We start from the raw sequence: 12,764 nt of genomic DNA on the forward strand, positions 1-12,764 counted from the left end.
GCTACCAATTGAATATGCTCATTGAAAAGAAGCTATATTCAATATGAAGGTTTACACTATTTTAATTTTTCCATCTTATATATTTTGGACAATTCAGCTATCATTTTCCCAGAGATCTCATCCAATGTGTAATGAGGGGACCAGCCCCAGTCTTTTTTTGCAGGTGACCCATCTATGAAGGAGGGCCAGGCATTGGCAATCGACTGTCTAAAATCCGGACTATAGATAACCTCAAACCCAGGAAACCATTTTTGGATGGATTCAACAATTTCCCATGGGGCAAAGGTCAAACCGTTCAGATTATAGGAGGTTCTTGTGCATATGTTTTCCTTTGGGGTCTCCATTAACTCTATGGTGGCCCTGACGGCGTCATCCATAAATATCATGGGTAGGATAGTATCCTTTGTCAAATAGCAGGTGTAGGGTTTGTTTTGTACAGCTTGGTGGTAAATGTCCACTGCATAGTCCGTAGTTCCTCCACCGGGCAATGCCCCATGTCCAATAACACCTGGATAGCGCAAGGAACGAACATCCAATCCATATTTTGAAAAAAAATAGTGTCCCCATTGTTCCCCCACAGCTTTACTTATGCCATAGACGGTCAAGGGATCTAAAAAATCTGTTTGGGAAGCGGACAGTTTATTTGCGGACGGACCGAAGACAGCTATGGAACTTGGAAAGAAAACTTTGGTGACCTCATGTTTTTTCGAAGCCTCCAATACATTGAGCCAGCTTTTGGTATTGATTTCCCAAGTCTTGGCTGGATTGGCTTCACCATTGGCCGACAATATGGCCGCTAAATGATATATCTGGGAGATTTCGTGCTTTTCAATAATTGTGTCCACACTATTTGTGTCTGTTGTGTCCAGAAACCCAATATCCAAGTTATCCACGGTTTTGGGATGGAGGTCCGTTGCCATGACATGATCGGTTCCATACCGATTGGCCAAAGCCTTAGCCAAGGCGGTCCCAAGTTGCCCTCCCGAACCGGTGATCAAGATTTTTTCTTGTGTTTTCATTATGCGTATTTGCAGAATGAAATTATATTATTTCAATTAAATACAGTGATATGAACTGTTATACTATTTAAAATGAGTAATATTTATCATAAAAACGGATTTAGACAGTAATAATATCTTTTTTATCTTTAAAAGATGTTGTATACAAGTAATTTTATCTTCCTATGGAAAGACTGGATGAGATTGACCTTAAGATCCTGAGAATCCTGCAAAGAGATTCAAATATGTCCACAAAGAAAATGGCAAGCCTACTGAACTTGACACCTTCCCCTATTTACGAACGGATCAGGAAACTTGAAAAGGATGGCTATATCAAAAATTATGTGGCGCTTTTGAACAAGAAAAGGATAAACAGATCTGTTACAGCTATTTGTATGGTATCCCTGAGATATCATAATGAAGGGTTCATCGATAAGTTCGACAGCCAGATCAAGAAACTCAACGAGGTCCAGGAATGTTTCCATATGGCCGGTAAGGTGGACTTCTTCCTAAAAATCAATGTTTCGGGTCTGGATGAATACCATGAGTTTGTCCGGACTAAATTGTCCAGAATAGATAATATTGGCGTCTTGGAAAGCTATTTTGTCCTTAAGGAAATCATGGATACCACGGAGTTCCACTTCTGAACCAAGGTTAAATGACATTCAGGTACCATGAATGTGGAAAATGGCTTTATATTTAATCAGCTACATGATTCAAGGTTTAGACGGATGTAATGATGGAGCCACTTTCTTCCGAGTAAGGGATAGGGTGAACTATTAATGGGACAACTAACTTTGGTTGTATAGGTCTACAATGGTTTTATGGTAGGATAATTGCCAATGACCACCATTGGCCTTTTTCTTTGATTAGGGTAATTAAGGAGTTGAAAATCAATGTTTCGATTTCCAGGAAAACTTGGGAATAGACTATGTTTTCCAGTATATTGAACTGCTTTATCTCTATTTTTCGGGGAACGCCACCAAAAGTGCCTTCCCGAACCAACGATGTATACTCCGCTTTGTAAAAATTGAAAAAGGGCCTTTTTGTCCTGAAAACCTAGCTACGCTTCCATAGTTTTCATGAAGGGTATGCTCCAATAGTTCAAGGTCGCTTTCATCGCCGGCCTTTGACAGTATACAACGTACCCTGACAACATCTTCCAAGGTCACATGGTTTTGATAATGCCTCAATGATATTATTCAAACATTGTTCGGTCTGATCCAGCAGATAATCACTAATGGTCATGGTTGAATAATCATAGCCGGTGGTACCGGAAACGAAAACTAGGTTTTTGACCTTTACCGCCCTGGAATACCCTATTTTTTCCTCAAATTCCTAACCCGAAGAGATCCATTGTTTTTTCATTTTGATGTATGCTTTTAATGTTATAGTGTTCATTGGTGATTCATGCCATATATCGATTGGATAACGGCTGGTTTGCAATGATTACTTTCTTTCTGGTTTTCTTGGATCTTTGGGCTAGGATATTGCCATTACCTTTCCATGCCTCCTTGATATGGGACACTGTCATATTTGTTGTAAAGCCCAGCAAAAAGATTTGGATCGAATGGCTTGCGCTCCAAGACCTGTTTAAGTCCTTTGAAAAAGCCTTCACGTCCCATGGAGGGATTGAAGAATATCAGGGCCTTGACTGTTTCATCGCTATCGTTCCTGAATCCATGGACAGTGAACTTTGGTATATGCACCAAAGTACCAGGTATTGCAATATGTTGTGTATCCATGGTGGTTAAGGTCAAATTGCCGGAAATGACAACAAAAACTTCCTCCATGAACCTATGGTAGTGTAAGTCGGCACCTACGCTTTTTGGAGCCAGCTCTACCTGGTATATCCCAAACTGGTCTTGGGTCATCTCACTGGTAACCTTTAACAGGACTTGACTTTTGTCCATGGAGATTTGCTCACCGTCCTTGGGAGCTATGACCTTGAGACTTTGGGATAATATATCTTTTAAATAGTCAGACTTCTGTTCTTTCTGCATCATATTGCTTAAAGTGGTTTTCAATTAAACGTTTGGATTTGGATAGGGATTCCTCAGATCCAGAATAGGTCGTACCATGAATACTGAAGCGGGTCAATTGTTCAACGCCGATGAACTTTAGAATACCCTCCAGATAGGTTTCGACACCGTCAGGGGACTTTCCATTGACGGGCAAACCGCCACGGGCAACGATTATGGTCGCTGAGGTGTTTTCCAGTAATCCTTTTCTGGTGTAGGTTGACGGGTCATAGGCAAAGGTTCTGTCGATTCTAAGGATATGGTCTATATAGGCCTTTAGCGTGCTGGGTACCGCAAAGTTGTAGACAGGGGAACTGATCAAGATTTCATCGGCCTTCTCCAATTCTGCAATGAGTTCGTTGGACATGGCCAATTGTTGGATTCCTGCCTTGGGATCGTTAAATGCTTCGTATACCTCTCTTGTCAAATGAGGGAGTTGGGACAATGCCAAGTCACGATATATTACCCTGCCATTGGGATTGTTCCTTTTCCATAAATGTTCATAGTGGTCGGTAGCCTGTCTACTGAAAGATAAATCACCGCTAAAGCTGGAATCGATTCTTAAAAGTGTTCTCATGGTTCTATTTTTCAATAAGACCAATGCGCGTTAAAAAATGTGACAGCGTTAGGACGTTTATGGAATGATTTCCAGACTTAACTATACGCTACTATTGTCTATACAATTGGAACGAATGGTGACTCATGGACGGAATAGGGTCAATTGGGGTTCAAACTTGACAACAGCTTATCGATCTTGTTTCCATTAAAACCTTCATTACGTAGATATAGACTGTTCAGCTTGTCGGGGTCTACAATGGAATAGATGTTTTTGAATTTTTTCTCATTATCAAATTGGAACACCATACAACTGATGACCTTGCCATTGTTTTTGAACCATAGGGCCGGTTGGTGGTTGATATAGTTAAACACACATTCCTTTCCATTCAAAAACATGGCATAAACGTATTGCATCAATTCAGCGGTTCTTTCCTTACCCTCTGTGATTCGGGTAACCACTTTAACGGTATGGCCGCCATCCGCCATAAGTGCAATATCATCTGCAAAAAGGGTTTCCAACTTATCCGTGTCACCTTCCATCAAGGCATCTATGTAGGGAGCCATACAGTTTTTCGGGGGTAGGTCTTTTTTAATTTCGGTTTGGGCCAGATGTTTTTTGGACCTTGAATATAATTTTCTGCTGTTCTCAACGGAAATATCAAGGACCTTGGCTATTTCATCATGCTTATAGTTGAAACTTTCCTTTAGCATGAATACGGCCCTTTCCTTAGGGTTGAGTTCCTCAAAAAGGACCAGCAGGGAATAATTGGCCACCTGTCTTTTTATCAAATGGGCGTCCGTCTCTTCGGTGGCAATGGGTTCAGGAAGCCAAATGCCATACTTGGAGAATTTTTCGCTTCTTTTTTTGAAGTTTATGGAAAGATTGATGACTGATTTAATAAGATAACTTCTTTCGTTTTGTATGGTGGATTTGTCCAATCCGATGTATTTTTCCATGGTATCCTGAACGAGGTCCCTTGCGTCTTCAAGGCTCCCGACGATATTGTAGGAATAGGTGAGCAATGACCGATAAAAGCTTTCCTGCATGATAAAACGTTTAATTGAATATGACAATTGATTTATCCTAAATGTGACAAGCTGCAACTGAAAAGTAACAAAATTGAAGGGATATATTTCAGTACGGCCCAATTGCCCCACCTTTTTTGAGAATGGAATCTCCAAAAGAACAGTTGCCATCAAGAAGAAAATTGACATGGAAATTGTGGTGGGGAAGCTGTTGGTATATTAGTATAGTCAGTGGCAATTGAAACCGAAACAATAGGCAATAAAGTCTGGGATGCCATAATTGATGTTTTGACCATCGAAAGAATCAACACTATTTTAGAAAAGAACAGGGAAATGGAAGGATTCATTGGAGAAGAAGTAATGATGGGACACTTGGAAAAATGCATGGTTGACAAGGGAAATGCTATTCACTGCCAATACAAAAGGATGAATAATAAATATCGGGAATCTAGATAGAGTACCATAAAACCATTAGAAAAAGTTACATGGTTTAAGTGATTGCCCACTACATACGGGTCTTATAATTTTACCCATCCGTTATTTCCAGCACAGAAAGCTGATACACACTATTTAAAAATCTGCATTTATAAATGAAACGACTACCTATTTTTTTATCTCTCATACTACTCTCGGTATTGTTTACAAATTGCTCTGAAGATGATGGCAATACTGTGTCTGGAGAAGGTTTTTTGAGATGTAAACTCAATGGCGAGCTTAGGGAATTTAACTATTTGGTTAATGCAAACGACCCACCTCGGGAGGAAACCGTGCATTTTGTTGTGGTGGGTGGATTTGAGGAGAAGAATATCAATAAATCCCCCTCATTTGAAATTATGCTTGTTTCCGAGGAAAACATAGGTAAAGGTACTTACTCTGTTGCCGGAGAGTCCTTCCCTGAACTGGACGGGCAATACTGTATGCAGATTTATGATGGGGAAACCCATACTGGAACGGAATGTTTTATTGGGGGTAGGTCAAATGGAACCTATTTTACGTTAAACATTACAAGCATGGATGATTGGGGGGTGAAGGGGATTTTTTCCGGTTTGCTAAGGGATGTAGATCATAATTTACTTGAAATAACTGAAGGAGAGTTTGCCGCACCTTACAACTAATTGTTCAGAACAAATCAAAAGACATGTAACTCACCGAGAAATTTGTTCGAGCATAGAGTACTGGATGGATTTTTAGAAACCTTTTAAAGTAATCGATGTTTGGTGGCCATCATGATAAGTTCCGCCACATTTTTAACTTTGAATTTGTGATGCAGGTTCCTACGATGCGTTTCAATGGTCAATGGGCTCACGTTCAATTGGGATGCAATTTCTTGGGTCGTTTTTCCATCTGCCACCATTTGGAGAATCTGTTTTTCCCTTTTGGTCAGATGGGGAGTATCCCCAAGCTCGTATTTGGTAGGTCTGGAAATAATATCCCTGATTTCACCACAGAAATGGATTTCTCCGGCCATTACCAATTCGATTCCGTGCAACAATGCTTGCTTTGAAACATTTTTGAGCATATATCCATTCGCACCGTTCTGAAGTGTCTGCAAAATAATGTTCCGTTCATTGTGGTTGCTCAACACCAAAACTTTGGTTTCAGGGGCAACGGCCTTGATGGTACGGCATAGATCGATACCACTTACATCGGGAAGGTTAATGTCCAATAACACAAGATCAGGGCTTTCCTTTTCAATGAAATTACAGGCCTCCTTTCCAGACGTAAAGTGTCCAAGGACATTTAAATGGCTTTCATCCAAAAGGGATTTAAGTCCCTCTATGACTATGGAGTGATCATCAACAATGACAATGGAAGTCTTATCCAAGTACATTCAGTTCGATGTTTACGGTTGTTCCATCATTCTGTTCGGATATGATCTTAAAGGTGCCATCCATGGTTTTGACCCGATGTTCAAGGTTGCGGAGTCCCAATCCCTTTTGATGCTGTGGATCCTGTGGGTCAAAACCCGTCCCATTGTCCTCGACGGTGATATAGAATTTGTCCTTGTTTTGACTGCACTGGACTATGACCAGGGAAGCACCGCTGTGCCTAAGTGCGTTGTTCAATAGTTCCTGAACTATTCTATAAACGGTCAATTGTTCCGTTTCCGATAATGACGATTGGATATCAAAGGGTTGGTAGTCCACTTTAAATGCAGCGGACCCATAGGATTTGCAGAGCTCTTCCAAGGCATCTGACAATCCAACCTTCGACAAGGATTCAGGCATCAGGTTACGGGCAATCCTTCTCAATTCCTTCATGGATTTGTCCACGTTGGTACTGATCTTGTTGATCTCTCCATAGAGTGTTTTGGCCACCTTGCCCTCCACATGGGAAAGGTTCATGCGTACCCCTGTCAATATCCCCCCCAGGCCATCATGGAGATCCTGCGCCATGCGTTTGCGTTCCAGTTCCTCACCCTTTAACATGGCTTGGGCGGATAAAAGTTGCTGGTCTTGTTTGAGCTTTGTCAGTTGGTTCTGATAATTCTGTTCTTTTTCAAAGGCCAGCTTCCTATCTTTTCTGTAGTAGAAGTAGGAGTACAGTACCATGAACAGGAAAAAGAGGCTTATGGTGCCCAATAACCAATTGGCAAGCCGATTGTTTCGGGCCGACAGGGAGGCCATTTCATTTTCAGCCTCCAATCGGGCGATGCGTTTCTCTTTTTCCGCATTATTGTATTTGATTTCAAGGGCGTTGATATCGCTCTTCAGCTTACTGGTATGTAAACTGTCGCTAAGGGTGCTGTATTTTTTTTGCCATTCATAGGCTTGTTTCATGTCCCCAAGATTGACATAGGTCTCGGTCAGCCCTTGATATATTTGCAGTTTATTGATGGCAAGGGACATGATTTCCTTTTGCCTCAATAAAAACTGGAATATTTTCTCCGCCTTTCTATATTCCTTGTTGTTATAATGCACATAGAACTTTTGAAAGAGCAAGGTTTGTTCTTCATATTTTAACGAGCGTTTTTTGGCAAGGGCTATCCCTTTGTCCAAACTGATCAGGGCATCATCAAATTGCTCCACAACCGTGAAATACATCCCTTCAATGGCGTAGTAGCGTAAAAAATGTTCGGAATCCGGGTAGGGCGCCAAACGTACTTTGGCACTATCGAGCATGGCCTTGGTCTTCGCATATTTTTCCTCGAACACGTAATTTTCCGCAATGGTATAATAGGCTTTGGCGAGTACTCCCGGTTCGGCACGGGCATTTTTTAGGGCATGTATGGCCTTGAGGCAATACTCTTCGGCTTTATCCAATTGACGTTGGTTTTTAAAGACGATTCCAAGGGCCATATAGTGATCGCCCACAAGGGCACTGTCCCCCGATTTTCTGGCAAAGGGAATGGCCTTGTTCAATAGGATATCGGTAAACGACTTTTCATCATCTTCCACCTGTCTCAGTGCACCAATCCTTCGCCATACCTTGGAACGATAAAAATAAGCGTCCGTATTTTGGTATGTCTTGAGCAATGAATCCGCCTTTAAGTAGATGGAACGGCTTTTTTCAGGGTCGGTATTATAGTAAAAATAGGCTTGAAAATATTGTTTCAGCCCTTTCAAATAGGGAAAGGGACGCCCAAGTTCATCTCCCATGGCCAAGAATTCCTTAGCCATGGTCGTATCCTTGTTGTACCAATATTCGGAGAGTAACAAATTGACCCTTGCCTTGATGCTATCATTGTGTTCACTTTTTAGAATATGGTTTAGGCTGTCGGCATATGTGGACCCGCCCAAAGGGGTTTGGGCCAGACCTGCATACATACCAAAAATCAATAAGTAGGTGATAAGGGGATTGCGAATCATGCACGCAATTTATGATTTAGTTTAATTATTCGACCTTTTTCGCTTAAAAATACTGGAAAGTAGGTATGTGAAAATACTACTGGCCGGGTATTGCCATGGAGGGGGTGGGCCTCTACTTTTGCCCTTGTAATTTCTTAACAATATAGCGATGAAAAAAATCAGCTGGGCTTTGGCCCTTCTTATTATGGTCACTTTTGCAGCCTGTTCCTCGGACGATGGACCCGCTTCCCAAAACAGAAACATGAAATATGAATTGACCGGGAATTATTCTGGGGAAATCACGGTCATATATTCCGATGAGGGGGGCAACCAACAAATTGCGGAAACGAGCTCCCTGCCTTGGTCCAAGTCCGTGACCATTGATGGGGATGTCCCAGTGGTAGTCCTTGGGGTGGGGAACAGTGTCACCAACCCTGGGAATGAGGGAGAGACCACTGTCTTGAAAATATACAGTGGTAAGCGTGTGGTAGAAGAATCTTCTGTTACCGCTATTAGCGATGGGTACATGAATTTTTCCATCACCTATGAATTTGACTGATAGAGGGTGGTTCAATACACTTATAGTATCAAGAAGAGTAGCATATAATCATAAATTTTAACCTTTGAATACATGAAAACTTTATTATTGAATGTTGGATTATTACTGTTGAGCTGTCAGGTCGCCTTGGCCCAGGATGATTTTCGTATTGGCGGAAAGCTTATTTACGGAACCGAGATTGAGAGTATAGGAATTGGGGGCACTGCGGAAATTCCGATTATGGAAAAACTTGTGATCGCTCCGGATTTTGGGTATTATTTTCCCAAAAAGGAGGGAGGGGTCAAAATGAATATGTTCGAAATCAATGGTAATGTAAATTATTATTTTGTAGCGGATGAGAGTTTGGGATTTTATGGTTTGGGAGGATTGAACTATACCCATGTCAAGGTGGATTTTGACAATGATTTTATCAATGGAAGTGGCAGTAGCGGAGAAGTGGGCCTTAACTTGGGAGCTGGTGCGAATTTCCCAATAGGGGAGAACTTTTTACCATTTGCAGAAGTCAAGTACGTCCTTGGGGACGCCGATCAATTGGTCATAGCCGCTGGGATTAAATTCAATATTGACTAAAAGGACAAAGAATATACTATCACATTATAAAAACGGATGGAAGTGGTTGTTTTGACCACTTCCTTTTATTGATTTATACTATGGGATCATTAATTTTAAACGCAACAAAAGTATTGCTCTTCTTTGTCTTGGCCGCTCAATTGACATCGTGCAAGGATAAAGGGAATGCAGGGAATAAGAATGACAGGGCCGGGGACATATCTGTCCAAGAGACCCAAGCAACGGATAGGTCAGGAGTATCGGATGAAATAGATGCCGAAAAGTCCAAGTTCGATATAGACAATATCCCGATTTCCAAAACTGATCTGGGAGACTTTCCCTTTTTTGGCCTTCCAGAGGGACTTGTCACCACCAACAGCCCTATTCAACGAAATTACGATGTTCTGTATGTTGCAGTGGATGGTATCATGACTCCTTTTGAAGGTAAAGTGTGGAAGACCTATGTTTCGGCCGAAGGAGGTTATGATGCATGGTCTTTACCGTACTTTCAAAAAAGCTATGATGACATCATCACTTCCGTGGGGGGAGTGAAGATCTTTGATGGTAAGATAAGCTATGAAGAGTATGAGAGGTATCATGGGGATGCCGTGTATATGGGAGAGGATGGTTCCATTGGTTATACGGACCAAAGGATAAAGACCTATGTGATCCGACGTTCGGATGGAGGGGACATTTATGTACAAATGACAGGTGATGGTGTTTCAGGTAGTCTAAACATTCTTCAGAAAAAGCCATTTGAACAAACAATAACCATTTTGAAATCGGAAAAGATCCAGAGGGATCTAGAAGAAACCGGAAAGGTGGTACTGTACATCAATTTCGAGTTGGACAAAGCAGTTTTGACCTCCAAAGGTAAAGAAGCCGTGGATGAGGTGGCCAAAGTGTTGCAGGGTGATAAGGAACTCAAAATATCCATTCATGGGTATACGGATTCCTCTGGAGAAGAAACCCATAACCAAAAGTTGTCCGAAAGTAGGGCACGCACTGTTATGGCAGAACTGATAGCCATGGGCATCGCAACCGAACGCTTGTCTTCCCTAGGGCATGGTTCCCAAAACCCCTTAGCCGATAATGGTACTGATGAAGGAAGGGCCAAAAACCGAAGGGTAGAACTGATAAAGCAATAATTTTGTACTTGAAAACGGTCACTATAAGGATTGGAAGGATTATATTCCGATTCCAGTCCTTTGGTGATGGTTACTTCAGTTTGACCTTGGTGACTTTCTGGTTCGGTTCCACTGTAATGACCTGTATGAGGAAATCACTGTGGGATACCGTATAGTAATGTCGGTCATAGTAATCCACCCTCCCTCCATATGAACCATATCCACTCCCTGAATATGTATCCTGATAGCTTGAGGAGGTCCAGGGCAAGGTTCCCATAATGATATATTTTCCGGGCTTGATTTCTGGAAAAGTAAATTCGCCGCGTGAATTTGTCTCACAATACAACCTGTGTTCATAGGCGATACTGTCCATATAGACAATCTTATTTTTTCTTATGTTCTCCTTTCTTTTTTTGAGTTCATACCATTCTTCAAAATATGGGGTATAGGGAAATAATTCCACAGTGATATGATTGGCATAGATTTTCTCTGCCAAGGGAGCTTTGAACCCTAAATTATTGGTTGGTTTTGTAAAGGCAACACCCTTTATGACCGAACTGCCCTTTGCCAATGAAATCCTTGCGGCAATTGAGTCAAAGGACTGTTGGGGGAAAATCTTTTGAAGAGGGTATTTCTGATATTCTGCCTGCTTGTATTGGGCACTAATGGATGTGTTTCCTAGGATTGATAGAAGGATTATGGATAGTAGGAGGGATATTTTGTGCATGATTTCCGTTTTATTCGATTTGTTTTAAAACACTGTGGAAGGTTACTGTTCTGTCAACATTATTAAGGGCATTTTTGGGACTCAAAATTAGGGGGGGTGAAATTAACCTTGTATGCCAACAGTCACCGTTCCCATTACTTTATAGTGATAATTGCGAACATGCCAATTCGTGTCATCACTCGAACAAACAGTGGATAAAAAGGGTCAGCATGCGACATAAAGTAATGATATGGAATACTTTTATGGAAAGTGTCCGTAAGAATCAGGGTTAAGGGGTTCCGAACATGATTTCCATAAGTTTGGCCGCAATGGTTTGCGTATCGGACTTTCCTGAGTACACAGGCTGACTTTGTAGGATTGTCATGTCCGAATCACTGACTGGGGCCGAGGTCACCTTTTTAAATTCATAGACCATTGGCATATCGGATTGAATATCCTGATATACGGCAATTTTCATGATGCCGTGTTCTTCTTCCAGATAGAAGGGATGTATAAAATTCAGGGATTGGGGCATATGTTCAGAGGTCCAGACCTCAAGTTTCCCCAAGGCCATTGGGGTGTTCTCTTTTAAGGTATATACGCTTTTGGTACAGGTATAGCCAGAGATGACATCGGTATCAGAGGTCGTTTTCCTGTGATATAAACTCATGTCCAATCGGGTTTGAAACTGGATTTCCCCGAAGTAATCCTCGTTGTAATTGAATGTCAGTTCCTTGCTTTTATCATATTGTGAACGTATGAACACTGTTCCGGTCCCGGTATCCCCATCAAATTTATTCTCCAAATGGTATACCAGTCCATCGCATTTGGCCAGTGCTTGTCCCTGACGTACGAAGATTACATTTTTGAGCAATGGGGCAAACATGATCTGCATGGCAAGAATGGGATTTCCTTTCATCACTTTTTGTATGCTTTGGGCTTCCGCTGGTGACAACTCCTTCATAAGGTTCTCCATCTGCTGTTGTATATTTCCCTTTGAGGGATCCACTTGGTTCAAAATTTCACCTAACCGGTTCCCGGGGAAATGGATGGCTACATCTATCATCCCTTCTGTAAAGTGTTCCGCATCAGTTACCATATCCGCATTTACCAATTCCATGGATTGTGGTTGAGGTCCCTGGCTCTGTCCGTTTTTACACGCAATGGTGCACATAAGTGCGATTAAAAAAATAATCTTGTTTGTCATTTTTTCTGTAATAGGTTTTTGAGGTTTTCTCGATAATGATACCCAGCTGCTTTTGTAATTTCAAGGACTTGCCGAAGGACGCACGGAACTTATGGCAAAAGGTATAGGGTACCACAGTTTGTTGGTCTCCAATTTTATTCAAAACTAGGACGTATTGAGGGAAGAGACAATCACTGGAAATCAGTATTTTTTTCCTACCTGTATTTCATTTGGACATGAAATGTT

General features: G+C 41.5%; 17 protein-coding genes. 7 read left to right on the forward strand and 10 right to left on the reverse strand.

The features are described 5' to 3' along the window. Nucleotides 1–56: 56 nt before the first annotated feature. On the reverse strand, nucleotides 57–1,019 hold the full coding sequence (locus F8C76_RS01450) for an NAD-dependent epimerase/dehydratase family protein (protein WP_152130135.1): 963 nt from the start codon (nucleotides 1,017–1,019) through the stop codon (nucleotides 57–59). 164 nt (nucleotides 1,020–1,183) lie between these two features. Here F8C76_RS01450 and F8C76_RS01455 point away from each other — a divergent pair, with 164 nt between their 5' ends. Further along, complete coding sequence (locus F8C76_RS01455) at nucleotides 1,184–1,645, forward strand: Lrp/AsnC family transcriptional regulator (protein ID WP_152130136.1); 462 nt, start codon at nucleotides 1,184–1,186, stop codon at nucleotides 1,643–1,645. A gap of 315 nt (nucleotides 1,646–1,960) precedes the next feature. On the opposite strand, the gene F8C76_RS18820 is transcribed toward F8C76_RS01455, so the two are convergent. From F8C76_RS18820 to F8C76_RS01475, 5 genes are all read right to left on the reverse strand, one after another. Further along, nucleotides 1,961–2,164, reverse strand: coding sequence for a hypothetical protein (locus F8C76_RS18820; protein WP_211372097.1), 204 nt, complete (start codon nucleotides 2,162–2,164; stop codon nucleotides 1,961–1,963). Next, nucleotides 2,115–2,321: a Rid family hydrolase gene (locus tag F8C76_RS19055; RefSeq protein ID WP_211372136.1), complete on the reverse strand. Its 207-nt coding sequence runs from the start codon at nucleotides 2,319–2,321 to the stop codon at nucleotides 2,115–2,117. Before F8C76_RS19055 ends, F8C76_RS18820 begins: the two co-directional genes overlap by 50 nt. 173 nt (nucleotides 2,322–2,494) lie before the next feature. Next, the gene (locus F8C76_RS01465) at nucleotides 2,495–3,004 is read right to left on the reverse strand and encodes a cupin domain-containing protein (RefSeq protein ID WP_152130137.1); all 510 of its coding nucleotides are present in this window, start codon (nucleotides 3,002–3,004) and stop codon (nucleotides 2,495–2,497) included. Then, entirely contained in the window at nucleotides 2,979–3,596 is a 618-nt protein-coding gene (locus tag F8C76_RS01470) for an FMN-dependent NADH-azoreductase (RefSeq protein WP_152130138.1), read from the reverse strand. The genes F8C76_RS01465 and F8C76_RS01470 overlap by 26 nt, the downstream gene beginning before the upstream one ends. A 140-nt stretch (nucleotides 3,597–3,736) precedes the next feature. Beyond that, complete coding sequence (locus F8C76_RS01475) at nucleotides 3,737–4,624, reverse strand: sigma-70 family RNA polymerase sigma factor (RefSeq protein ID WP_170283933.1); 888 nt, start codon at nucleotides 4,622–4,624, stop codon at nucleotides 3,737–3,739. A 73-nt stretch (nucleotides 4,625–4,697) separates the two neighbouring features. Between F8C76_RS01475 and F8C76_RS18990 the strand changes: the two genes are divergently transcribed. From F8C76_RS18990 to F8C76_RS01485, 3 genes are all read left to right on the forward strand, one after another. Beyond that, entirely contained in the window at nucleotides 4,698–4,826 is a 129-nt protein-coding gene (locus tag F8C76_RS18990; RefSeq protein ID WP_283016249.1) for a hypothetical protein, read from the forward strand. A gap of 8 nt (nucleotides 4,827–4,834) precedes the next feature. Beyond that, nucleotides 4,835–5,059: a hypothetical protein gene (locus F8C76_RS01480; protein ID WP_152130140.1), complete on the forward strand. Its 225-nt coding sequence runs from the start codon at nucleotides 4,835–4,837 to the stop codon at nucleotides 5,057–5,059. A 134-nt stretch (nucleotides 5,060–5,193) separates the two neighbouring features. Beyond that, nucleotides 5,194–5,718 (forward strand): hypothetical protein, encoded by a 525-nt coding sequence (locus F8C76_RS01485; RefSeq protein ID WP_152130141.1) that lies wholly within the window; start codon nucleotides 5,194–5,196, stop codon nucleotides 5,716–5,718. Between the two features lie 83 nt (nucleotides 5,719–5,801). Here F8C76_RS01485 and F8C76_RS01490 read toward each other — a convergent pair whose 3' ends face one another. Together F8C76_RS01490 and F8C76_RS01495 are read right to left on the reverse strand one after the other, a co-directional pair. Further along, nucleotides 5,802–6,434 carry a response regulator gene (locus F8C76_RS01490; RefSeq protein ID WP_152130142.1) on the reverse strand — a complete coding sequence of 211 codons (633 nt, stop codon included), beginning with the start codon at nucleotides 6,432–6,434 and terminating at the stop codon, nucleotides 5,802–5,804. After that, the gene (locus tag F8C76_RS01495) at nucleotides 6,421–8,412 is read right to left on the reverse strand and encodes a tetratricopeptide repeat-containing sensor histidine kinase (RefSeq protein ID WP_152130143.1); all 1,992 of its coding nucleotides are present in this window, start codon (nucleotides 8,410–8,412) and stop codon (nucleotides 6,421–6,423) included. The genes F8C76_RS01490 and F8C76_RS01495 overlap by 14 nt, the downstream gene beginning before the upstream one ends. Before the next feature lie 148 nt (nucleotides 8,413–8,560). Between F8C76_RS01495 and F8C76_RS01500 the strand changes: the two genes are divergently transcribed. The 3 genes from F8C76_RS01500 to F8C76_RS01510 all read left to right on the forward strand — a co-directional run bounded on the left by F8C76_RS01500 (nucleotide 8,561) and on the right by F8C76_RS01510 (nucleotide 10,647). Further along, nucleotides 8,561–8,950: a hypothetical protein gene (locus tag F8C76_RS01500; protein ID WP_152130144.1), complete on the forward strand. Its 390-nt coding sequence runs from the start codon at nucleotides 8,561–8,563 to the stop codon at nucleotides 8,948–8,950. Nucleotides 8,951–9,022: 72 nt separating this feature from the next. Continuing rightward, nucleotides 9,023–9,520 (forward strand): outer membrane protein, encoded by a 498-nt coding sequence (locus tag F8C76_RS01505; RefSeq protein WP_152130145.1) that lies wholly within the window; start codon nucleotides 9,023–9,025, stop codon nucleotides 9,518–9,520. Nucleotides 9,521–9,600: 80 nt separating this feature from the next. Beyond that, nucleotides 9,601–10,647, forward strand: a complete 1,047-nt coding sequence (locus F8C76_RS01510) for an OmpA family protein (RefSeq protein WP_152130146.1) — start codon at nucleotides 9,601–9,603, stop codon at nucleotides 10,645–10,647. Nucleotides 10,648–10,717: 70 nt separating this feature from the next. Here the strand turns inward: F8C76_RS01510 and F8C76_RS01515 are convergent, their stop codons facing one another. Beyond that, the gene (locus F8C76_RS01515) at nucleotides 10,718–11,353 is read right to left on the reverse strand and encodes a hypothetical protein (RefSeq protein WP_152130147.1); all 636 of its coding nucleotides are present in this window, start codon (nucleotides 11,351–11,353) and stop codon (nucleotides 10,718–10,720) included. Between the two features lie 268 nt (nucleotides 11,354–11,621). Then, nucleotides 11,622–12,452 (reverse strand): hypothetical protein, encoded by an 831-nt coding sequence (locus F8C76_RS01520; RefSeq protein ID WP_152130148.1) that lies wholly within the window; start codon nucleotides 12,450–12,452, stop codon nucleotides 11,622–11,624. Nucleotides 12,453–12,764: the final 312 nt, after the last annotated feature.

It is taken from the genome of Flagellimonas olearia, assembly GCF_009184425.1.
Classification (GTDB): Bacteria; Bacteroidota; Bacteroidia; order Flavobacteriales; family Flavobacteriaceae; genus Flagellimonas; species Flagellimonas olearia.

Excerpts from the sequence above, each read along its gene's own strand:
- F8C76_RS01475 (WP_170283933.1), bottom strand. The coding sequence starts at position 4,624 with ATGCAGGAAAGCTTTTATCGGTCATTGCTCACCTATTCCTACAATATC.
- F8C76_RS01520 (WP_152130148.1), bottom strand. The coding sequence starts at position 12,452 with ATGGAATTGGTAAATGCGGATATGGTAACTGATGCGGAACACTTTACA.
- F8C76_RS01450 (WP_152130135.1), bottom strand. The coding sequence starts at position 1,019 with ATGAAAACACAAGAAAAAATCTTGATCACCGGTTCGGGAGGGCAACTT.
- F8C76_RS01515 (WP_152130147.1), bottom strand. The coding sequence starts at position 11,353 with ATGCACAAAATATCCCTCCTACTATCCATAATCCTTCTATCAATCCTA.
- F8C76_RS01490 (WP_152130142.1), bottom strand. The coding sequence starts at position 6,434 with ATGTACTTGGATAAGACTTCCATTGTCATTGTTGATGATCACTCCATA.
- F8C76_RS01500 (WP_152130144.1), top strand. The coding sequence starts at position 8,561 with ATGAAAAAAATCAGCTGGGCTTTGGCCCTTCTTATTATGGTCACTTTT.
- F8C76_RS01505 (WP_152130145.1), top strand. The coding sequence starts at position 9,023 with ATGAAAACTTTATTATTGAATGTTGGATTATTACTGTTGAGCTGTCAG.
- F8C76_RS01495 (WP_152130143.1), bottom strand. The coding sequence starts at position 8,412 with ATGATTCGCAATCCCCTTATCACCTACTTATTGATTTTTGGTATGTAT.
- F8C76_RS01470 (WP_152130138.1), bottom strand. The coding sequence starts at position 3,596 with ATGAGAACACTTTTAAGAATCGATTCCAGCTTTAGCGGTGATTTATCT.
- F8C76_RS01510 (WP_152130146.1), top strand. The coding sequence starts at position 9,601 with ATGGGATCATTAATTTTAAACGCAACAAAAGTATTGCTCTTCTTTGTC.
- F8C76_RS01465 (WP_152130137.1), bottom strand. The coding sequence starts at position 3,004 with ATGATGCAGAAAGAACAGAAGTCTGACTATTTAAAAGATATATTATCC.
- F8C76_RS01455 (WP_152130136.1), top strand. The coding sequence starts at position 1,184 with ATGGAAAGACTGGATGAGATTGACCTTAAGATCCTGAGAATCCTGCAA.
- F8C76_RS01485 (WP_152130141.1), top strand. The coding sequence starts at position 5,194 with ATGAAACGACTACCTATTTTTTTATCTCTCATACTACTCTCGGTATTG.